The sequence below is a fragment of the Streptomyces sp. ADI95-16 genome (assembly GCF_003721495.1).
Classification (GTDB): Bacteria; Actinomycetota; Actinomycetes; order Streptomycetales; family Streptomycetaceae; genus Streptomyces; species Streptomyces goshikiensis.
The window spans coordinates 8,032,119-8,051,861 of record NZ_CP033581.1 but is presented as its reverse complement, the minus strand read 5'-3'; the positions used below and the strand labels follow the sequence as shown (position 1 = coordinate 8,051,861).

General features: G+C 70.3%; 22 protein-coding genes and 1 pseudogene. 14 read left to right on the top strand and 9 right to left on the bottom strand.

Annotated features, from left to right (window positions below; all coding sequences use genetic code 11):
- The first annotated feature begins 39 nt into the window (after positions 1 to 39).
- The gene (locus EES41_RS36110; protein ID WP_123082057.1) at positions 40 to 402 is read left to right on the top strand and encodes a metalloregulator ArsR/SmtB family transcription factor; all 363 of its coding nucleotides are present in this window, start codon (positions 40 to 42) and stop codon (positions 400 to 402) included.
- 37 nt (positions 403 to 439) lie between these two features.
- Here EES41_RS36110 and EES41_RS36105 read toward each other — a convergent pair whose 3' ends face one another.
- Positions 440 to 676: a hypothetical protein gene (locus EES41_RS36105; RefSeq protein ID WP_123082908.1), complete on the bottom strand. Its 237-nt coding sequence runs from the start codon at positions 674 to 676 to the stop codon at positions 440 to 442.
- A gap of 158 nt (positions 677 to 834) precedes the next feature.
- On the opposite strand from EES41_RS36105, the gene EES41_RS36100 reads away from it, so the two are divergent.
- From EES41_RS36100 to EES41_RS36085, 4 genes and pseudogenes are all read left to right on the top strand, one after another.
- Positions 835 to 1,410, top strand: a complete 576-nt coding sequence (locus EES41_RS36100) for a TerD family protein (RefSeq protein ID WP_123082056.1) — start codon at positions 835 to 837, stop codon at positions 1,408 to 1,410.
- Between the two features lie 184 nt (positions 1,411 to 1,594).
- Positions 1,595 to 2,176 (top strand): TerD family protein, encoded by a 582-nt coding sequence (locus EES41_RS36095; protein WP_123082055.1) that lies wholly within the window; start codon positions 1,595 to 1,597, stop codon positions 2,174 to 2,176.
- A 111-nt stretch (positions 2,177 to 2,287) separates the two neighbouring features.
- Complete coding sequence (tatA, locus tag EES41_RS36090; RefSeq protein ID WP_123082054.1) at positions 2,288 to 2,542, top strand: Sec-independent protein translocase subunit TatA; 255 nt, start codon at positions 2,288 to 2,290, stop codon at positions 2,540 to 2,542.
- Between the two features lie 35 nt (positions 2,543 to 2,577).
- A pseudogene (locus tag EES41_RS36085) lies at positions 2,578 to 2,845 on the top strand (GlsB/YeaQ/YmgE family stress response membrane protein).
- Positions 2,846 to 3,191: 346 nt separating this feature from the next.
- On the opposite strand, the gene EES41_RS36080 reads toward EES41_RS36085, so the two are convergent.
- The 6 genes from EES41_RS36080 to EES41_RS36060 all read right to left on the bottom strand — a co-directional run bounded on the left by EES41_RS36080 (position 3,192) and on the right by EES41_RS36060 (position 7,070).
- Entirely contained in the window at positions 3,192 to 4,487 is a 1,296-nt protein-coding gene (locus EES41_RS36080; protein ID WP_123082053.1) for an MFS transporter, read from the bottom strand.
- Positions 4,484 to 5,581: a PLP-dependent cysteine synthase family protein gene (locus EES41_RS36075; RefSeq protein ID WP_123082052.1), complete on the bottom strand. Its 1,098-nt coding sequence runs from the start codon at positions 5,579 to 5,581 to the stop codon at positions 4,484 to 4,486. Before EES41_RS36075 ends, EES41_RS36080 begins: the two co-directional genes overlap by 4 nt.
- A 122-nt stretch (positions 5,582 to 5,703) precedes the next feature.
- Positions 5,704 to 6,078 (bottom strand): hypothetical protein, encoded by a 375-nt coding sequence (locus tag EES41_RS36070; RefSeq protein WP_123082051.1) that lies wholly within the window; start codon positions 6,076 to 6,078, stop codon positions 5,704 to 5,706.
- 179 nt (positions 6,079 to 6,257) lie between these two features.
- Entirely contained in the window at positions 6,258 to 6,455 is a 198-nt protein-coding gene (locus EES41_RS43425; protein WP_254211702.1) for a hypothetical protein, read from the bottom strand.
- A gap of 18 nt (positions 6,456 to 6,473) precedes the next feature.
- Entirely contained in the window at positions 6,474 to 6,632 is a 159-nt protein-coding gene (locus EES41_RS43420) for a hypothetical protein (protein WP_254211701.1), read from the bottom strand.
- 63 nt (positions 6,633 to 6,695) lie between these two features.
- The gene (locus EES41_RS36060; RefSeq protein WP_123082050.1) at positions 6,696 to 7,070 is read right to left on the bottom strand and encodes a metalloregulator ArsR/SmtB family transcription factor; all 375 of its coding nucleotides are present in this window, start codon (positions 7,068 to 7,070) and stop codon (positions 6,696 to 6,698) included.
- Between the two features lie 92 nt (positions 7,071 to 7,162).
- Here EES41_RS36060 and EES41_RS36055 point away from each other — a divergent pair, with 92 nt between their 5' ends.
- From EES41_RS36055 to EES41_RS36015, 9 genes are all read left to right on the top strand, one after another.
- Positions 7,163 to 9,157 carry a heavy metal translocating P-type ATPase gene (locus tag EES41_RS36055; protein ID WP_123082049.1) on the top strand — a complete coding sequence of 665 codons (1,995 nt, stop codon included), beginning with the start codon at positions 7,163 to 7,165 and terminating at the stop codon, positions 9,155 to 9,157.
- On the top strand, positions 9,154 to 9,558 hold the full coding sequence (locus EES41_RS36050; RefSeq protein WP_123082048.1) for a (2Fe-2S) ferredoxin domain-containing protein: 405 nt from the start codon (positions 9,154 to 9,156) through the stop codon (positions 9,556 to 9,558). Before EES41_RS36055 ends, EES41_RS36050 begins: the two co-directional genes overlap by 4 nt.
- Before the next feature lie 95 nt (positions 9,559 to 9,653).
- Entirely contained in the window at positions 9,654 to 10,004 is a 351-nt protein-coding gene (locus EES41_RS36045; protein ID WP_123082047.1) for a helix-turn-helix transcriptional regulator, read from the top strand.
- Between the two features lie 109 nt (positions 10,005 to 10,113).
- Positions 10,114 to 11,484: an MFS transporter gene (locus tag EES41_RS36040; protein ID WP_123082046.1), complete on the top strand. Its 1,371-nt coding sequence runs from the start codon at positions 10,114 to 10,116 to the stop codon at positions 11,482 to 11,484.
- An 89-nt stretch (positions 11,485 to 11,573) separates the two neighbouring features.
- Complete coding sequence (locus tag EES41_RS36035) at positions 11,574 to 12,236, top strand: hypothetical protein (protein ID WP_164496057.1); 663 nt, start codon at positions 11,574 to 11,576, stop codon at positions 12,234 to 12,236.
- A 56-nt stretch (positions 12,237 to 12,292) separates the two neighbouring features.
- Complete coding sequence (locus EES41_RS36030; protein ID WP_254211700.1) at positions 12,293 to 13,021, top strand: DUF1775 domain-containing protein; 729 nt, start codon at positions 12,293 to 12,295, stop codon at positions 13,019 to 13,021.
- A 183-nt stretch (positions 13,022 to 13,204) separates the two neighbouring features.
- Entirely contained in the window at positions 13,205 to 15,187 is a 1,983-nt protein-coding gene (locus EES41_RS36025; protein ID WP_123082906.1) for an amino acid transporter, read from the top strand.
- A gap of 439 nt (positions 15,188 to 15,626) precedes the next feature.
- On the top strand, positions 15,627 to 16,295 hold the full coding sequence (locus EES41_RS36020) for a hypothetical protein (RefSeq protein WP_164496056.1): 669 nt from the start codon (positions 15,627 to 15,629) through the stop codon (positions 16,293 to 16,295).
- Positions 16,292 to 16,570: an STAS domain-containing protein gene (locus EES41_RS36015; protein WP_254211699.1), complete on the top strand. Its 279-nt coding sequence runs from the start codon at positions 16,292 to 16,294 to the stop codon at positions 16,568 to 16,570. Before EES41_RS36020 ends, EES41_RS36015 begins: the two co-directional genes overlap by 4 nt.
- A 37-nt stretch (positions 16,571 to 16,607) precedes the next feature.
- On the opposite strand, the gene EES41_RS36010 is transcribed toward EES41_RS36015, so the two are convergent.
- Both EES41_RS36010 and EES41_RS36005 read right to left on the bottom strand, forming a co-directional pair.
- Positions 16,608 to 17,330, bottom strand: coding sequence for a hypothetical protein (locus EES41_RS36010; RefSeq protein ID WP_164495649.1), 723 nt, complete (start codon positions 17,328 to 17,330; stop codon positions 16,608 to 16,610).
- A gap of 1,797 nt (positions 17,331 to 19,127) precedes the next feature.
- The gene (locus EES41_RS36005; RefSeq protein WP_100584009.1) at positions 19,128 to 19,739 is read right to left on the bottom strand and encodes a hypothetical protein; all 612 of its coding nucleotides are present in this window, start codon (positions 19,737 to 19,739) and stop codon (positions 19,128 to 19,130) included.
- Between the last annotated feature and the right edge of the window lie 4 nt (positions 19,740 to 19,743).

Sequence of the window (19,743 nt, the reverse complement as noted above, 5' to 3'; positions counted from 1 at the left end):
CTTCGCAGACCTGTGTCCGATCGACAGAGAGAGTGTCCGATGAGCAACGGGGCGGCCGAATCAGCCCGCAGCGAGCCGTCCGGGAATCCTTCCGACGAGGTGTTCACCCATGCCGCCGCGGCGTTCGCCCTGCTCGCCTCCTCCCCCCGGCTGCATATCATGTGGGTCCTGGCGGAAGGGGACAGCGATGTGTCCGACCTCGGCGCGCGCGTGGGACGTGCGCTACCCACCGTCAGCCAGCACTTGGCCCAGCTCCGATCCGCCGGCCTCGTCCGGGCCCGACGGGAGGGACGTCGGAACGTCTACTCCGTGAGCGATCGCGACGTGCTGGCCGTCGTGCAGCTCATGATCGAGCAGGTCTCCAAGGGAGTGATACCCGGCTCAGCCCTCCCACAGGGCTGAGCTCACGAGCCGCACGCCTCTCCGACTGGAAGCGCCCTCAGGGACTGGCTCCGTCGAAGCCGTACGTCAGCTCCTCCCCGTCGGCGGGCTGCCGCACATCTCGGCGGTACACGTATAGGGCGTCCACCCTTACGGCATCCGCGGCAGCCTCCAGTTCGCACGGGAAGGTCACCTGCAACACCGGCGGTCGGCCGACCACCCGGACACGCACACCCTCGGCGGGTCCACCGACCAGCACCGCCGACTCCCAGCTCACCGAGTCCTCACCCGACATGGGCCCCCCAACGGTCACCCGCCACATCGCCAACACCCAGCCGTGTCAGCGCATTTCACCGCACACTCTACTTCTACACTCATGTAGATTTCCGGACTGCACGACAAAGCACCTCGGCCGTCCACGCCGGGGGTCCGACACACGGAAGGAACGTCGACATGGGTGTGAGCCTCAGCAAGGGCGGCAATGTCTCTCTGAGCAAGGAGGCGCCGGGCCTGACCGCCGTACTGGTCGGACTGGGCTGGGACGTCCGCACGACCACCGGCACGGACTACGACTTGGACGCGAGCGCTCTTCTCGTCGGGGACTCGAGCAAGGTCCCCTCCGACCAGCACTTCGTGTTCTACAACAACCTGAAGAGCCCGGACGGCTCGGTCGAGCACACCGGCGACAACCTCACCGGCGAGGGTGAGGGCGACGACGAAGCCATCAAGGTCAATCTCGCCACGGTGCCGACGGACATCACGAAGATCGTCTTTCCTGCCTCCATCCATGACGCCGAGAACCGCGGCCAGAGCTTCGGTCAGGTCCGCAACGCCTTCATCCGCGTCGTGAACCAGGCTGGCGGCGCCGAGCTCGCCCGCTACGACCTGTCGGAGGACGCCTCGACCGAGACCGCCATGGTCTTCGGCGAGCTCTACCGCAGCGGCGAGGAGTGGAAGTTCCGCGCCGTCGGCCAGGGTTACGCCTCGGGCCTGTCGGGCATCGCCGCCGACTACGGCGTCGGCGTCTGAAGCTCCACGCCCTCACCCTTCGGGCAGGCGGTCGCCATGCGGCGACCGCCTGCCCGAGGCCCACACAGCACCTTCACCACGACCCGGCACGACACCCTTGACCTGCTACTACAGTCATGTAGATTCAGGCGCCGCGGCGGCACCTCACAGGACGCCTCAACGATCCGAACACCAGGAGAAGGCCGTGAGCATCAACCTGAGCAAGGGCCAGGAGATCATCCTGGACAAGGCCAGCAACAGACCGATCCGGGTCGTGCGCATGGGCTTGGGCTGGAAAGCAGCGCAGCGCCGGGGTCTCTTCGGCCGGCTGACCGCCCGCGAGGTCGACCTCGACGCCTCGGCCGTTCTCTTCGCCGGCACGGAGGTGATCGACGTCGTGTTCTTCCAGCACCTCGTGAGCAACGACGGCTCCGTCCGGCACACGGGCGACAACCTCACCGGCGGGGCGGGCCGGGGCGGCGACGACGAATCGATCCTCGTCGACCTCCAGCACGTACCCGTCCACGTCGACCAAGTGGTCTTCACCGTCAACTCCTTCACAGGCCAGACGTTTACAGAGGTCGACAACGCCTTCTGCCGCCTCGTGGACGAGAGCACCGGCGAGGAACTGGCCCGCTACACGCTCTCTGGCGGCGGCAAGCACACGGCTCAGATCATGGCCAAGGTCGACCGCACGAGCGGAACCTGGCGCATGTCCGCCATCGGAGAGCCGGCCAACGGCCGAACCTTCGAAGACCTGCTCCCGAAGATCGCCGGACACCTGTAGAACCTCAGCCGCCGAGGCACCACGGACCGCCGTGGTCCACGCCCCGCCGACACACCCTCCACCCGCGCAAAACAGCAGGCCACGTCGGCCGCCATCCAGGAGAGACGCACCGTGTTCGGCATCAGCGAGATCGCCATCATCCTGATCATCATCGTCCTGGTCTTCGGCGCCAAGAAGCTCCCGGAGCTCGCCCGGTCCATGGGCAAGTCGGCCCGAATCCTCAAGAGCGAAGCCCGGGCCATGAAGGGCGACTCCGGAACCTCCGAAGCGCCCGTCGCGCAGCCTGGCACCCCGCCCGACTCGCCCGTCATCAAGGGCACCGTGACCCACACCGGCCAGGACACGCCCGGCACCACGCAGCACTGACCCCCTTTGAGACCCGTACGCAAGCAGCCACCACGATGGGCATCATCAGCTGGATCACCCTCGGTCTCCTCGCGGGAACCTTGGCCACGCTCCTCATGCCCGGTCGCGACCCCGGCGGCGTCGCCGGCACCACGGCCATCGGCATCGTCGGGGCGCTGATCGACGGCTGACTGTCCGAAGTGCTACTCGACAGGCCGATCGAACGGCACTTCTTCGACCTCACCACATGGGCCGCGGCCATCGAAGGACCCCCTCGTCCTGCTCGTCGCGTACGGGATCCTGTTCGGCTCCTCCCGAGACTGACCTCGCTCCGACACAGAGCTGAAGAAGGCGACGAGCGGGCGGCGTGAGGCGAAGGCGCGGGCCCTCAGCGGGCCGGAAACGCATATGCGGCTGTGCCCACCACCTTGCTTGCCACGACGCACGGGACGCGCTGTGCTACGCGTCCGTGCCGACCGCGGACCCTGCCTCAGAAGAGAGCCGGCAGTGTTCGTGCCGCCGGTACGCCGGCCCCGAGCCGCTTGCCACGCTCTACGCTCCGGCATAGTCCGCACCGGTCGGGGAGCGTCGCGCGATCCAGTCAGACCTGAAGGTCTGATCTCAGCCACCCCCAGGGGCCGATGCGCGCATCGGTCCCTGGGGGTGTACCTCACAGCGGGCTCGATGCGCCTCGCTGCTCGCGCCGCGCTTCGGCGCTGCCTGCGCCGGCGATCTTCGTACGGTGCCCCAGGCCCCGTACGGACAGGGCGCAGGCAACGCCGAGGGCGGTGAGGAAGAGCCAGGGCAGGGCCGGGACTCCGGCGCGGCGGGCGGCGTCGAGGGCGGCACCGGTGAGGAGGTTTCCGGCGGTGATCCCGATGCCGCAGATGGTGTTGTAGAGGCCGTAGTGGGTGGCCACGAGCCGGTTGTCGGCGAGGGCGACGATGGTGTCCATCTCGAAGGGATAGACGATCATCGTCGCCAGGGCGAGGAGCAGTCCGCTGAGTACCGCGGGCAGGGTGCCGCCGGCGAGGCGGCCGATGCCGGATTCCGGTACGGGGATGAGCATGGGCAGGAACCCGGCCCCCATCACGACCAGCCCGACCGTGAGGGAACGACTGGAGGACCACCGCTCCTTGCACCAGGCCGTGATGCGGGTCTGGCCGAAGATCGTGGCCAGGCCGGAGACCGCGAAGAGGGCGCTGGTGGCGGCCGTCGTGGCGATGCCGGGCGGGGCGGACTCGCGCAGGGCGAGCGGCAGGGCCAGGTAGACCTGGAAGGACAGGACGTACGAGCCGGTCATCGCGGCGGCGAAGTACAGGAACGGCCGGTTGGCGACGACCGTGCGCCACTGGCGCAGGACGCTCTCGCTCGGGCCGGTGTCGGTGCCACGCGCCTGCGGCAGGGAGCGCAGTTGCACGACGGTCAGAACCGCGAAGACACCTGCCGAGACGAGACAGGTCAGGGAGAAGTCGACCTGCGTGAGGGCGAGCCCGATGAGCGGGCCGGCCAGGATCCCGGCCTGGTAGAAGACGTTGAACAGGGCGAACGCCTCAATGCGCCGTTCACCGGCGTCGCGGGCCAGGTAGGCGCGCACGGCCGGGTTGAAGAGGGCTCCCGCGAAGCCTGTGGCCGCGGATGCGGCCAGCAGGCCGGGCAACGAGTCGACGAGGCCGAGCGCGGCGAAACCGATCGTACGGAGGGTGCAGCCGGCGACGATGAGCGGCTTGTAGCCGAAGCGGTCGGCGAGGGTGCCGCCGAGGAGAAACATGCCCTGCTGGCTGAAGTTGCGTACGCCCAGGATCAGCCCGATCACCCACGCGGACAGGACCAGGTCCCCGGACAGGTGCTGCGCCAGGTACGGCATCAGCATGTAGAAGCCCAGGTTGATCGTGAACTGGTTGAGCAGCAGCAGCTGAACGCTGCGGTCGTAGCTGCGGACCTGCCTGAGAACGGCCGCGCTCATCGGCGGGCCTCCGCTCCGAGCACGGCCAGCGGGTCGAGAACGCGTCGGCAGCGGGTCCACGTGACGGCTTCGAGTTCGGTGGGGTGGGTGATAGCCAGGGGGTCGTCGGCCGGTTCGACGCCCAGGAGGTCGTGCCGACGGCAGTAGTCGTCGTTGTAGACGGTGGAGAGGTAGCGGTGGGGGCCGTCCGGGAAGACGGCCGCGATCCGGGTGTCCGCGGAGTGGGTACGGGCGGCCCAGGCGGCCACGAGCGCGACCGCCCCGACACTCCAACCGCCGGATACGTAGTGGGAGCGCGTGAGCCTGCGGCACGCCCAGACGGCCTCGCCGGGGGCCACCCAGTGGACCTCGCTGAACTGGCCGTAGGCCACGTTGCGGGGGTGGATGCTGCTGCCGAGGCCGCGCATCAGCCGCTGCCGCGCGGGCTGGCCGAAGATCGTGGAGCCGGTGGAGTCCACCCCGATGACCTTGAGGCGGGGCGAGTGCACGCGCAGGACCCGGCTGATGCCGGCGGAGTGCCCTCCGGTTCCGACACTGACCACCAGAACGTCGATCCGGCCGAGCTGGGCGACGAGCTCCCGGGCGAGCGGCGCGTAGGCACCGACGTTGTCGGGGTTGGCGTACTGATCGGGGCACCAGGATCCTGGGCGCTCGGCCAGGAGTTCACGCACCCGCAGGCGTCGGGCCTCCTGCCAGCCGCCGCTGGCGTGCGCGGTTTCCACCATGTCCACCTGGGCACCCTGGGCACACAGCAGGCGCTGCACGTCGGGCTCGAGTCCTGGGTCGGTGACGACGGTGACGGGATGTCCGTAAACCTGTCCCGCGAGGGCGAGCCCCAGGCCGAGCGTGCCGCTCGTGGACTCGATGATCTCGGCTCCGGGCCGCAGTTCACCCCGGGCGCGGGCCCGCGCCACCATGTGGAGCGCGGGGCGGTCTTTGATACCCCCGGGGTTGAAGCCTTCGAGCTTGGCCCAGAAGCCTCGTCCTGAGGGGGTGAGGGGGTCGGAGACGCGGACGACCGGGGTGTTGCCGACGGCGGCCTGGAGGGAGTGGCCGCCGTCGGATGTCGCGACGGCCGTGAAGGAATCGTGCATGGGTCTGCTCTCTGGTGCGTGATGCGCCGGGTGCCGGGCAGCGGCGACTCACCCGCACCCTTGGCATACGGGCAGGCGGGGGTGAGGGACCGCCGCGTCAGGGCGGTCCGTTCGGCGGTTTTCTAGATGCGCCAGAGACAGAGGCAGGACTGGGTGTTGGTGCAGGCAAGACCTGGCGGTCCGCCGCCCATGTCGAGATGGGGCCCGGAAGGGTCACGGGGCTGTGCCGGATCGGCCCCGGCGAGGGTCGCCCGTCCAGTGGGCAACGGGCCCTCGGCCCCGGTCCAGGACGGCTCGGTCCGTTCACGCGAGCAGTGGTCACCCGGCTGGTGCGGGGCGGTCGGGTCGTCCGGGTGGGACAGCTCTGCGGCGCCGGTCAGCTCGGCCACGACGAAGGCGGAAGCCTCGGCCCCAGACAGGGTGTGTACGTGTGCGGGGGACCCGGCCGCCGTGCAGAAGGCAACGGTCAGCAGCGCCATCACCAGCGCCGTCAACACTCTGCGACCAATCGTGCACACAAAGTCAAGACTAGTGGATGTTCAGATGCCCAGCGACCCGGCGAACCGCCACACCCCGGCCGACATACGCATCTCATCCGATCAGCGGTGGCCGGTGACCTTGACCGCAGAGACCAGGAGGATGATCGCGAGTGCGGGGATGAGGACGAGGCCGGGGATCACCTCAAGGAGAGTCCGCCGAGGAGAACTCCGGAAATCGAGCCTGTGGCCATGAGCGCGGCGAAACACAGGTTGGCGCCGACGACGGCGAAGCTGCCGTCGCGGCTGTAGCGGGCGAAGGCGACGAGCATGGTGGGCAGGGAGACCAGCAGGGACAGACTTCCCGCCGGCTTGATGTCGGCTCCGTACAGCAGCACGATCGTGGGGATCAGGAGCTAACCGCCCGCGACGCCCATGATCGCGGCGACGAGGCCGATACCGAACCCGGCCACCACTGCGGCCACCAGCTGGACCGGTGCCGGCAAATCGAGCGAACCGACGGCGGTGGCGTGCGTGGCGACGAGGGCGGCGGCCATGCCGACCATATCCATCACGCCGCTCCCCTCCTTCGGCCACATCACCGGCTGGGTGGGCAGCCACCGGGCCAACGACCCTGCTTACTGCAGCGCCTCGACGGCGGGGGCGTCGCGGATACCGAGCCGCAGGTGCTCGACGTGGAACAGGGCTTGGTCGAGGAGTTCGGCGACGTGGTGGTCGTAGAGGGCGTACACGATGGACCGGCCTCGGCGCTCTCCGGTGACCAGGCCGAGGTTGCGCAGGAGGCGCAGCTGGTGGGAGCAGGCCGACTGCTCCATGCCGACCGCCTCGGCGAGGTCGCCCACCGAGCAGGGGCCCTCCTGTAGGCGAGCCAGGATGTAGAGACGCGACGGGGTCGCCAGTGCCTGGAGCGTGGCCGCGACGTCCCCGGCCCCCGCTGCGTCCAGGCGCTCGCGAGCTGACGCGGTGTTCTTGTCGTCGACTCCGTGACCCATGGGGCCATCCTACCGAAGACACATGAAGACATGTTCATTCATTCCTGTACGGTGAGAAGTAGCCGCCCCCTGCCCGTGAAGGGTTCTTCGTCATGCCTTCCCTCCTGACCACGCCGTCCGACCGCGCACCGGCTGCAGCTCCGGAGCGGCAGCCGGTGCGCAAGACGCGGGTGTTCGCGTTGGCGGAAGCCCGCTGGGCTGGTGCCGCGCTGGCACTGTTCCTGCTCGCCCTGCCCCTCCAGCTGGCCGGGGCACCCGCCTGGGCGTGGGGGCCCCTGTACGCGCTCGCCTACCTCGCGGGCGGGTGGGAACCGGCGTGGGCCGGACTTCAGGCGCTCAAGGACAAGACGCTCGATGTCGACCTGCTGATGATCGCGGCCGCCATCGGGGCGGCATCGATCGGTCAGGTGATGGACGGCGCGCTACTGATCGTCATCTTCGCCACCTCCGGCGCCCTGGAGGCGCTCGCCACGGCCCGCACCCAGGATTCCGTACGCGGTCTGCTCGACCTCGCCCCCGCCACGGCCACCCGGCTGCGCGAGGTCGGCGGCGAGGAAGCCGTCGCCACCGAGGGCCTGAGGGTCGGCGACACGATCCTCGTCCGCCCCGGCGAGCGGATCGGCGCCGACGGGCAGGTGCTGGAGGGGGCCAGCGAGGTCGACCAGGCCACCATCACCGGCGAGCCACTGCCGGTCGGGAAGCGGGCGGGCGACGAGGTTTTCGCCGGTACGGTCAACGGCACGGGGGCGCTGCGCGTGCGGGTCGAGCGCGGCGCCTCGGAGTCCGTCATCGCGCGCATCGTGGCGATGGTCGCCGAAGCCTCCGAGACAAAGGCGCCCACGCAGCTGTTCATCGAGAAGGTCGAGCAGCGGTACTCGGTCGGCATCGTGGCGGCCACGCTGGCGGTGTTCGGGGTTCCGCTGCTGTTCGGTGCAGGGCTGACCGACTCGCTGCTGCGAGCCATGACGTTCATGATCGTGGCCTCGCCTTGTGCGGTGGTCCTGGCCACCATGCCGCCGCTACTGTCCGCCATCGCGAACGCCGGGCGTCACGGCGTGCTGGTGAAGTCGGCGGTGGTCATAGAGCGGCTGGGCCAGGTGGACATGGTCGCCCTCGACAAGACCGGCACACTGACCGTGGGCACCCCGCAGGTAAGGGTGGTGCGCGCACTGCCCGGCAGCGGCATGGACGAGGACGACGTGCTCGCGCTCGCGGCGGCTGCCGAGCACCCCAGCGAACACCCGCTCGCGCGGGCCATCGTCGAAGCCGGCCGCGAACGAAGCCTTCGGATCGCCACCGCGGAAGACTTCACCTCCACCCCCGGGATCGGGGTCACGGCCACCGTCGGCGGCAGGAAGGTCGAGATCGGCGCACCGTCCCGACTCCTCGATGGATCTCACGGAGAGCTGCCGACCCTCGCCGGCCTACTCGTCGAGGAGTTGGAGGACGGCGGCCGGACCGCGGTTCTCGTCGTACGGGACGGCTCCCCGGTCGGCGTGCTGGGCATCTCGGACCGGCTGCGGGCGGATGCCGCCGCGACCGTCGCCTCGCTCACCCGCCTGACCGCTACGGCGCCCATGTTGTTGACCGGGGACAACCCCCGGGCCGCCTCCCGTCTGGCCGACGAGGTCGGCATCCCCGACGTACGCGCCGCCCTGCTGCCCGAGGACAAGGTCGCCGCCGTCCGGGAGCAGGAGGCGGCAGGCCTCAAGGTGATGATTGTCGGCGACGGCGTCAACGACGCCCCGGCGCTGGCCGCCGCCCACACCGGGCTCGCCATGGGCCGCGCCGGATCCGACCTCGCCCTGGAGACGGCCGACGCGGTCATCGTCCGCGACGAACTCGCGACCGTCCCGACCGTGATCGCCCTGTCCCGCGCCGCCCGCCGTCTCGTCGTGCAGAACCTGGTGATCGCCGGCGTGTTCATCTCCGGTCTGGTGGTCTGGGACCTCGTGGGACATCTGCCGCTGCCCCTGGGCGTGCTCGGGCACGAGGGATCGACCGTCATCGTGGGCCTCAACGGCCTGCGTCTGCTGCGCGAGGCGGCTTGGCGCCGCGCCGCCGACCCGGACCGGAGTACTCGATGAGCCGCCGCCCCGCCAAAGCCGTTCGCGAGCCGGAGTCGGCCCGCCCGACCATCACCGTCTGCCGCGGCTGCTGCTGCGGCACCCCGAAGGTCGCACACCTGGACCACGCGGACCAGCTCGCGGATCTGCGGGGCTCCTTGGCCGGCATCGCCATGGTCCGGCGCACCGACTGCCTGGACGCCTGTGAGCGCGCAAGCGTCATCGTCGTCCAGCCCTCCGCCGAGGGCCGCGAGGCCGGCGGTCGGCCGGTCTGGCTCGGTGAGGTCAACGACCCCGATGCCGTCTCCGAGATCACCGCGTGGGTCCGGGCCGGAGGCCCCGGCCTCGCCGAGGAGCCCGACATCCTCGACCTGTACGCCTTCCGGCCGTCACGACGAGTCCAGCGCGAACTGGATCACTGACGAGGGCGGGCCGAAGAGCGGTAGGGGGTTCCGCGCGCACAAGAGGGCCACCCACGACTGCGGTCATTCACATCGGGCCGCCCTAATATGTGCGCATGAGCGCAAGCACGCACGTGGCAGATGCACACCCTTCGCAGGAGCAGACGGAACGGCTGGCCACAGCCGTATCGGTCCTGGCTCTGCTCGCGGATGCCACCCGTCTCGCGCTGCTGGACGAGCTCGGCCGGGGCGAGGCCGACGTCACGACTCTCACCGAAGCGTGCGGCGCCGCCCGCCCGTCCGTCAGTCAGCACCTCGCCAAGCTCCGGCTGGCCGGGCTGGTCACCACCCGCAAGGACGGCCGCAGGGTCGTCTACGCCCTGCGGCACGGGCACCTGCGACGGCTGGTGGAGGAGGCCCTGAACGTCGCCGACCACCAGCTCGGCTCCCTACTGCCCCACGACTGACCGCTCCCCCGGCCGCCGTCCGCTGGCTCTGCAATCAATATGTGCACACGTATGCACATCTTGGTTATGCTGGTGTGGTCTCCCCATGCCGCCGACCGGGACGGGCCCGATGCTCTACGTACTGCGGAACCGCACCTACCGCCGCCTGTTCACGGCCCAGGTCTTCGCCCTGGTCGGTACGGGACTGGCGACCGTCGCCCTGAGCCTCCTCGCGTACGACATCGCGGGGGACAACGCCTCCGCGGTCCTCGGCACCGCGTTGGCGATCAAGATGATCGCCTACGTAGCCATTGCCCCGGTTGTCGGCGCGATCGCCGACCGGATACCCCGGCGCACCTTGATGGTGGCGATGGACCTCACCCGCGCCGGCGTCGCCGTGACCCTCCCGTTCGTCACCGAGGTATGGCAGATCTACGTCCTGATCTTCCTGCTGCAGGCGGCGTCGGCGGCCTTCACACCGACCTTCCAGGCCACGATCCCGGAGGTCCTTCCCGCGGAGCGGGACTACACCCAGGCCCTGTCGATGTCCCGGCTCGCCTACGACCTGGAGAGCCTGTTCAGTCCGGCCCTGGCCGCTGCCCTGCTGACCCTAGTCTCGTACAACTGGCTGTTCATCGGGACCTCCTTCGGCTTCGCCGCCTCGGCGGTCCTCGTCGTCGCCACGGTGCTGCCGAAGCCCGCCCCGATCGAACGCACCGGGGGCGTGTACGCGAAGGCCGCGTTCGGCACCCGGCTGTTCTGGGCGACGCCGCGCCTGCGGGCCCTGCTCGCCCTTGACCTCGCGGTCGCCGCCGCCGGAGCCATCGTCTTCGTCAACACGGTCGTCATGGTCCGGGACCACTTCGAGCGCACCGCCAGCGCCGTGTCCCTCGCCCTCGGCGCGTACGGCGCCGGCTCGATGATCACCGCTCTGCTGCTGCCGCGCCTGTTGCGGCGCTTCACCGACCGCGCCGTCATGCTCCCGGCCGCGTTCGCCCTGCCAGTGATCCTCGCCGCCGTCGCCGGCCTCACCGCTTCGGCGGTCGGCTCGTGGTCCTGGTTCGTCGTCCTGGTCGCCTGGGCCGCGATCGGGGCCGCGTGCTCCGCCGTACTGACCCCGGGAGGCCGGGTGATCCGCCGCTCCACGGGCGATGCGGACCTGCCCGCCGCCTTCGCCGCCCAGTTCTCGCTCTCCCACAGCTGCTGGCTGCTCACCTACCCGCTGGCCGGCTGGCTAGCCGCCGGCGCCGGGCTCCCCATCACCGCCGTGGTCCTCGGCGTCATAGCCCTGGCCTCCGCGACCGCCGCGGTCTTCATCTGGCCGGCCCGCGACCCGTCCGAGCTGGAACACGTCCACCCGGACCTGCCCCCGGGCCACCCCCACCTCACCGACGCCCACCCGGCCTCGGGCGGCTGGCAGCACGGCCACCACTACGTCATCGACCAGCACCACCGCCGCTGGCCCGATCGCGCCGAGCACGCGTCGTCCGGATCGCGCTGACGACGATTTCGCACCACGCCTGCGCATACCGTGAGAGATCTCGATCCGGGCCACGCGGCGGACCGGTCATGCCGCATGATGGTGCCGCCATGCCACGGACAGCCGACGCCCGCACCGCATGCCGTACCGGCACGGAACCGGTGGACGGCGTGCCGGTCACGGCCGCACGCACGCTGGCCTTCACCGGCTCCGGCACTGGACTCGGGCTCGCCGGGCACCACGTGGCCTCCGCGCACTCCGCGTCCTGGCAGACGGCGCTCCTCGCGTCCGGGCTGCTCTTCCTGCTCTCGTTCCCCTTCATACGACGGGCACGGTCGCTGCCTTCGGTCATGACCCTGACCGGAACGGCGCAGGTCGCACTGCACATGGTCTTCAGCCGGACGGACTCGCACACGGCCCCGCACCCCCACGCGATCCACGTCCATGGCCCTCCCTCCACCGCTCACGACACCTGGCACGCCGGCCACCACAGCGCGGTGCTCATGCTCACCGCGCACGTGGCGACGGCTCTCCTGGTGGCCTGGTGTCTGCAACGCGCGGATTCCGCGTGCCGCACGGTGGCCGATCGGCTCGACGGGGCACTAGCCCAGTGGTTCCGGGCACTGGTCCCGGCCGGAACGGCCCCGTTCATCCCGCACGTCGTCCGACCGTTCCGGGCACGGACCACAGGGCACACGTGCCACTCCTCGATGCTGGCGTACGCCGTGGCGCGAAGGGGCCCTCCGACTGCCGAGCTCGCTCTCGCCGTCTGATCCCGAGGCGCGTTTCCACGTGCCAGCCTTCGCCCACACCATCATGGGAGTCACCCGTGCCCCGCTTCGCCTCCGCGCGCACCGCGCGCCGTTCCGCCGCGATGACGGCAGTCGCCCTCGCTGCCGGCCTCGCCCTCGCCTCGCCGGCTTCCGCCCACGTGGAAGTCGAGGCGGAGGGCGCCAGCGCCCTCGCCGAACACGTCACCCTCGACTTCACCGCCGAGTCCGAGTCCGACTCCGCGGGCATCACCAAGCTGGAAGTGGTCCTGCCCGAGGGCATCAAGCCCACGGAAGTCACGTACGGCAAGGGCCCGGACGGCTGGACGCTCGCCCCGACAGACCGGGGATACGCCGTCTCCGGACCCGCCCTCGCTCCCGGCAAGGACGCGGCGTACTCCGTCACCGTCCGCCAGCTCCCGGACGCCACGTCGCTGGCCTTCAAAACGCTGCAGACCTACAGCGACAACCGGGTGGACCGCTGGATCGAGCCCGACAAGTCCGGCGGCGAGGCCAGCCCCGCCCCCGTGCTCAAGCTGAAGGCAGCGGCGCCGGGCGCCAAGCCGGTCAGCCCCGGCACGAGCCCGAGCGCCGCGGCGTCGTCCGCTCCTCCCTCCAACGCGCCGTCCACGCAGCCGCCGACCGAAGCCTCCGCGACTCCGGCTCCGGCAGCCGAGAAGAAGGAAGACACCTCTCCCGCGCTGCCGATCGGCATCGGAGTCCTCGTCATCGTGGTGATCGCCGGTGCCTGGTGGTTCCTCAAGCGCCGCCGCTCCGAGAACGCCTGACACCGGGCGCCCCCACTTCCAGTGAGTAGTCGGCGGCTCCGCGTCCGTCCCGGCCGGGACGGACGCGGAGCCGCACGGCAGGACCCCGCCGAGGGCGGCGACATCGGCAGACCCCATACTCGGTCATCGTTGCCGGGCCATCGAACCGGTGGACCGGGCGAGTTGGAAGGGTTGATGGGGGACATGACGGACGTGAACGATCTGGCCGTGCCAGAAGTGGTGGAGAGCCCTGCCCGGGAGGCACCACCGACCGGCGGTCTGGCGCAGTGGCTGCTCCGCCACCGCGTACAACCGGTCGGACCTGCGGCCGGCGAGGGACACGGCGAGCCGCACGCCTGGTGGAAGGTGATGTGCCTGACCGGAGTGGACTACTTCTCCAGCCTCGCCTACGTCCCGGCGATCGCCGGTCTCGCGGCGGGTGCGGTCTCACCGCTCGCCACCCTGCTGATCGTGGCCCTGACCCTGCTGGGGATGCTGCCGATGTACCGGCGCGTCGCCCGCGAGAGCCCGCACGGTGCGGGGTCGGTGGCGATGCTCGAGGACCTGCTGCCGTTCTGGCGGGGCAAGGTGTTCGTCCTGGTGCTGCTCGGGTTCGTCGCCACCTCGTGGATCATCACCATCACACTGTCCGCGGCGGACGCCTCCGTGCACGTGGTGGAGAACCCGTTCTTCCCGCGGGCCCTGCACGGCCACGAGGTCGCCATCACGGTGGCGCTCCTGCTGCTGCTCGGCGGGGTGTTCCTGCTCGGGTTCAGTGAAGCGGTCAGCGTCGCGATCCCCCTGGTCGCCGTCTTCCTGCTGCTCAACGCGGTGACCATCGCCGTCGGCGTGGTCGACGTCGTCACCTCGCCGGGCGCCTGGTCGGCGTGGACCGACGCGCTCATGGACGGCGGAGGCGGACTCGGCGAGCTGGCCGGACCCGCACTGCTGGCCTTCCCGCTTCTGGTCTTGGGACTGTCGGGCTTCGAGACCGGGGTGAGCATGATGCCGCTCATCGCCTCCGACGGCGAGGACGCCGAGCAGCGGCTGCAGTCCCGCATCCGCAACTCCCGAAAGCTGCTCACCACCGCTGCGGCCGTCATGAGCGTCTACCTGCTCGCAGCCAGCTTCGTCACCACGGTCCTCATCCCGCACAAGGCGTTCGAGGCCGGCGGGGCGGCCAACGGCCGCGCTCTGGCCTACCTGGCTCACGAGCACGTCGGAGAAGCCTTCGGCACCGTCTACGACATCAGCACCATCCTCATCCTGTGGTTCGCGGGCGCCTCCGCGATGGCAGGTCTGGTCAACATCGTCCCGCGCTACCTGCCCGACTACGGCATGGCCCCTGAGTGGGGCCGCGCCGTTCGCCCCGTCGTGCTGGTCTACACAGCCGTCTGCGTCGCCATCACCTTCGCCTTCGACGCCGACGTCAACGCCCAGGCCGGCGCCTACGCCACCGGAATCCTCGCCATGATGGTCTCCGGCGCCTTCGCCGTCACGGTCTCGGCCCTGCGCCGCCGCCAGCGCGCGACCACCTACGGCTTCACCCTGCTCACAGCTGTGCTGCTCTACGCCCTGGTGGCCAACATCGTCGACAAGCCCGACGGCATCACCATCTCCGGCTTGTTCATTGCCGGGATCATCGTGATCTCCCTGATCTCCCGGGTTGCCCGGACGACCGAACTGCGCGCCGACCGCATCGTCTTCGACCCGATGGCCCGGCAGTTCATCACCGACACCCTCGCCTACGACAACGCGATCAGCATCATCGCCAACCGCCGCCAGGCCGGCGACGGCGCCGAGTACGCTGACAAGGAACGCGAACAGCGCGGTAACAACCCGGTACCCGGTCCCGCCGACGTGATGTTCGTGGAGATCGACGTCGTCGACCCCTCGGACTTCAGCGAAACCCTCACGGTCCACGGGATCGAGGTCGACGGGTACCGAATCCTGCGCGCCGAAGCCTCCGCTGCCCCGAACGCAATCGCCGCGATCCTCCTCGCCCTGCGCGACACCACCGGCGTGCAGCCGCACTGCTACTTCGCCTGGGCGGAAGGCAGCCCCCTGACCCACATGTTCCGCTACTTCCTCCTCGGCCGCGGCGACACCGCCCCCGTCACCCGCGAGATCATCCGCAAACACGAACCCGACCCCGCCCGCCGCCCCGGCATCCACGTCGGAGGCTGAATTCCACCACCGCGCGAAGTCGCCCGGCGGGCCTGCCCATATGCCGTCTTGAGTAGGTTTCCCAGCCACCACAGGCCCAGACTTCGCACATGTTCGAGACGGTGCCGGTTTGCGCGTACTGCCGTACGGTCCCTTCCCCGGGCGACGCCGCCACCCTCGTCATCATCCCGGCCGGGACCACCCCGGGCGGCTGATCGCCCTGTCAGCCGCCCGCCGGGAGGACCGCCCCGCAGCGGCTGGGAGGACGTGAAGAACGTCCAAGTTCGGGGTGCAGCGCGGGCAAAGTGGGCCGCGCCGTGACCGTTGCCAACAACCCGCCACGTCGACCCCGACGTGATACCCGGAGTCGGCCGGATCGGCCCCCGCGTCGCACCGCTGCCCGCGGTGTCCCATGTACGGCATCTGGTCAGTGACCTGGTGTCAGATCTATCGTGAGGCAATGACGGCAGGCAGCGCGGGGGTGCCCGGCGGGGTGGAGCGGGGCGAGTCGGGGACGACGGACGTGGTGCTGCGGGCGGGCGGCGCCTCCTGGCTCACTGTGCGACGCTCGCTGGGGAACGCCTCGCTGACCGCGCTCGGTACGGGCCTTCTCGGGCTCGCCCTCGTCCTGCCGGTGGCGGTGATCGTACTCTTCTCCGGCGCCGGCTGGGCCACCGTGGGAGTGGTGGCCCTCTGGATGGTGTCGGCGGCCGTCGCGGCGGGCTTCGCGGGCGCACTGGCCGCAGCCTGCTTCCGGGTGTACCGGATCAGGTTCTCCGCCGCAGGCGATCCCCCCGGGGTGCGCCTGGTGCGCGGCCTGGGGAGCGGTCCGTGGCGGCTGGCGGAGGATCCGGACCGCCTGCGCCTGGAACAGGAGATCCAGGGGCAACCCAGCCTGGTCTGGTGGGAGACCCCGGGCTCCAGTGTGGTCACCGAAGGTGAGCGGCGGGTGGTGCGGGTGGTCCCGCTCGGCTGTGCCCGGCCCCTGCGCCGGCGCTTGACGGCCTTGTCCGCCCCACATTTCGGGGAGCCGGCCGTAATGGGCTTTGATCCCGAACGGCAGATCCAACCATGCGCTCCTTCGACGTGGGCGTCACGCGGCAAACCGGCCGGTTCGTCGTGTTCGTGACCGGTGAACTCGATATCAACACCTGCCCGCGCGTCACCGAAACCACCGACGCGCTCCCCCTACAGGGCCAGACCCTTCTGGTAGACCTGTCGGCCGTGACGTTCATGGACTCCGCCGCCCTCAACATGCTCCTCAGGCTCCGCCACCGCGCCCACGCCGAAGGCGGAACCCTCAAACTGTGCGGCGCCTCCGACCAGACCCTGCAGGTCCTGGACATCACCGGTACGCGTTCCCTGTTCGCCCTCAGTCCCGGGCCCGCCCAGGAAACCTACTGAGGGCGCTACACAGCCCCCTTCCCACGGAGCGTCCCGCTCAGCCGCCCCCGCCACCGCCGCATCCGCTGCCGCCTCCGCAGCTGTAGCCCCCGGCGCCGCTGATACCGATGCCGGAAGGCCCACCCCGGCGGGGGCGCAGCCGGGGCGCGGGACGGGTGATCCGCTTGACGTGAAGTTCGAGCAAGACGGCCGGTCCCAGGGCCTGTTCCAAGGTCGTGAGGAACTGTCGGGCGTCGATGTCCAGTGGGAGTACGGCCCGGCAGACGTCGGAGTCGTCCCGGATCAGGCGCAGCGTGAGGACGCGGGTGGCGGGGAGGGGGTCCCCGGCGTACGGCTCCTCGATCTCCAGTTCCAGGCGCAGACGGTCCGGATCCTCCGCCAGCCGCCACGGACCGCTCCCCAGGCCGCGCACCAGGCGCACCCCGGGGGGATCGCCTGCGGCGGAGAACCTGATCCGGTACACCCGGAAGCAGGCCGCGGCCAGTGCGCCCGCGAAGCCCGCCGCGACGGCCGCCGACACCATCCAGAGGGCCACCACTCCCACCATGGCCCAGCCGGCGCCGGAGAAGAGCACGATCACCGCCACCGGCAAGACGAGGGCAAGCCCGAGAAGGCCCGTACCGAGCGCGGTCAGCGCGGCGTTCCCCAGCGAGCGCGGCACGGTGCGCCAGGAGCCGCCGCCCGCCCGCAGCACCACGTCCGTCGTCCCCGACTCGCCCCGCTCCACCCCACCGGGCACCCCCGCGCAGCCTGCCGTCATTGCCTCACGATAGATCTGACACCAGGTCACTGACCAGATGCCGTACATAGGACACCGCGGGCAGCCATGCGAGGACCGCCCCGTCGGATCCGCCGACATCCCCCCAGTGGACCAACGGTCCCGGCTCGCCCACCGCGGTGGCCGGCCCCTCATCCACGACATTTCCACCTTCCGCGGCATTGCCGCCCGCTACGAGAAGACCGTCACCTCCTACGAAGCAGCGGTCACACTCGCATCACTCCTGCTCTGGGCAAGATCAGTTTGAAGACGGACCCTAGGTGTCGGGGTAGGCGGCGACGGCAGGTGCTGGCCGGGGTACGGCCGCAACTGCGGCGGACCGCCCGTGGGCGTGTTCACCACGGGCCGCCGCCTTCACCAGCACGGCGGGCGGAGTCAGTTGGGGCGTGGCTGTCCCGGTCCGGCCGTCACCCCGCCGGCCGGCAAGGTGTCCCTGCTGGGCCGCCGGTCCTTCAGCGCCTATCTGACCCGCGAGAGCACGAGCCTGGTCGGGACGGCCGTGCACGGCGTAGCGCTGCCTGCGCTCGCGATCCTCCATCTCAAGGCCCCCCGGGGCAGATCGCACGCCTTTCCTTCCTCGTCCAGCTGCCCACGTTCGTGCTGACGTTGCCGGCCGGGACGGTCATCGACCGGCACGACAAGAAGACGGTCTGGTCCTGACCGATCTTGCGGCGGCCGCAGTGGTCGCGGTGATCCCGGCCACCGCGGTCCTGGGGACGCTGTCCATGCCCGTGTTGTACGGCGTGGCCTTGGCGCCGGGAGCCGTGACGGCGCTGCACCAGACCGCGGCCGTCTCCATCCTTCCCCAGCTCGTCGAGCCCGGGCTGCTCCAGCAGGCCAACTCCCGGATCGGGCAGCGTTCGGCGCCACCGACACGGCCGGCACCTACCTGGGCTGTCGTGGTCGGACCCGGGCGATACTTCGCCCTGGACACCGCCTCCTACTTACTCTCGGCATGGTGCGCGTCCCGGATCCGTGCGGCCCCGCTCCGACATCCACTAGGACGCGGCGAAGCATCGCCGCGGAGGTGATCAAGGGGGTGTCCGGCGCCGAATGCCTGGCTGGGGCGCTCGCCGCACCGAAGATCGTCCGCCGGTTCGAGCCCGGACGGGTCTTGCTCGCTGCGTTCGCCATGTAACCGCTGATGAGCGTGCCGCTCCTGTCCCGGGCCCGGGCCGTTCTGGCTGCTTGCCCTCGCGGTCGCGGGCGGACTCCAGCTCGCGGCGGCCGTCTGCGCGGGAACCACCGAGCGCTCGGTATGCCAGCAGATCTGTCCCCCCGAGCTGCAGGCCCGCGCCCAGCAGACCTCAACCTGGCTCGTCTCCGGCAGCCGCCCCCTTCCCCGCCCTCGCTGCTGGCGCACTGGCCACCGCCACCAACGTGTGGACGGTCCTGCTGGCCGGGGCAACTCGTGCCCGTCGGCGTCACTCGGTCCTGATCTTGAGGAGTCTGACCATGTCGATCCTGTCCGTAGAGCCGCGCGGCACTGCAGCCGGCTTCGGCCGGAGCCGGCCGGCCAGGCGCAGCCCCGGTAATGGTGGCGGTGGAACGGGTGCGGGCGGCCGTCAGCGAATGGTCGCGTCCACTAGACGGTCCACCAAGGCAGGCCCCAAAGCCTCCTGCCGAGCGCGGACAGGACCGTGCCGCTTGTGCCAGATGTAGGGTGCAGCGGGCGCGCCCCTGCCGCACCGGGAACGGCGAAGGCCGCCGGGTCGCCCCGACGGCCTTCGCGTTTTCAGGTGACGACTCGGGACTCATGTCCGCTCGTCAAGACCACGGTCAGTCGAAATCCCACATCTGTGGCGCCGGCTTCCCCGTCCAGGGGTCGATGCCCTCGTCCATCAGCCGGTTCTCGGCTTCGAGATTCAGGAAAGGGGCCGACTCCACCCCTCTCAGTGATGCATCACTGAGAGGGAAGGCATGAAAGCCATCCGTAAGGACCTTGGCGAGGAACTCGACCATGCCGCAGTCGTAGATGGCCCACCCGCCGCCGTGACGCGCCCACACGGCTACTCGCCAGGTGTCCGGATGCGGTCCATCAGCCACCCAGCACAGGACGTCGGCTCCGTTGGTCTGCCCCCACACCAACATGTCCTGCAGGTCCGGGCGGTCAGGGCGAGAGGCATCCTGCCAGGCCAGCATGCCCCCCTCCTGGAGTGCGTCCGCCGGCAACCGGCCCACCGTCAGCGGGGCAGGGGGCTGACCGACGCGCGGAACCGAGACGAAGATTCCGTCATCGAGCGTTCCGGCACCGAACCGGTCGATGAACTCTTTATAGTCGGCGGGAAACGCAAGGCCGTAGTCCGCCTCCACTGCGGTCCAGTCCACCACGTCACTCACCTCGTACAGAGGCGTGACCATCTCGAAGAGCCTGGCCGACTCGTCATTCATGTGC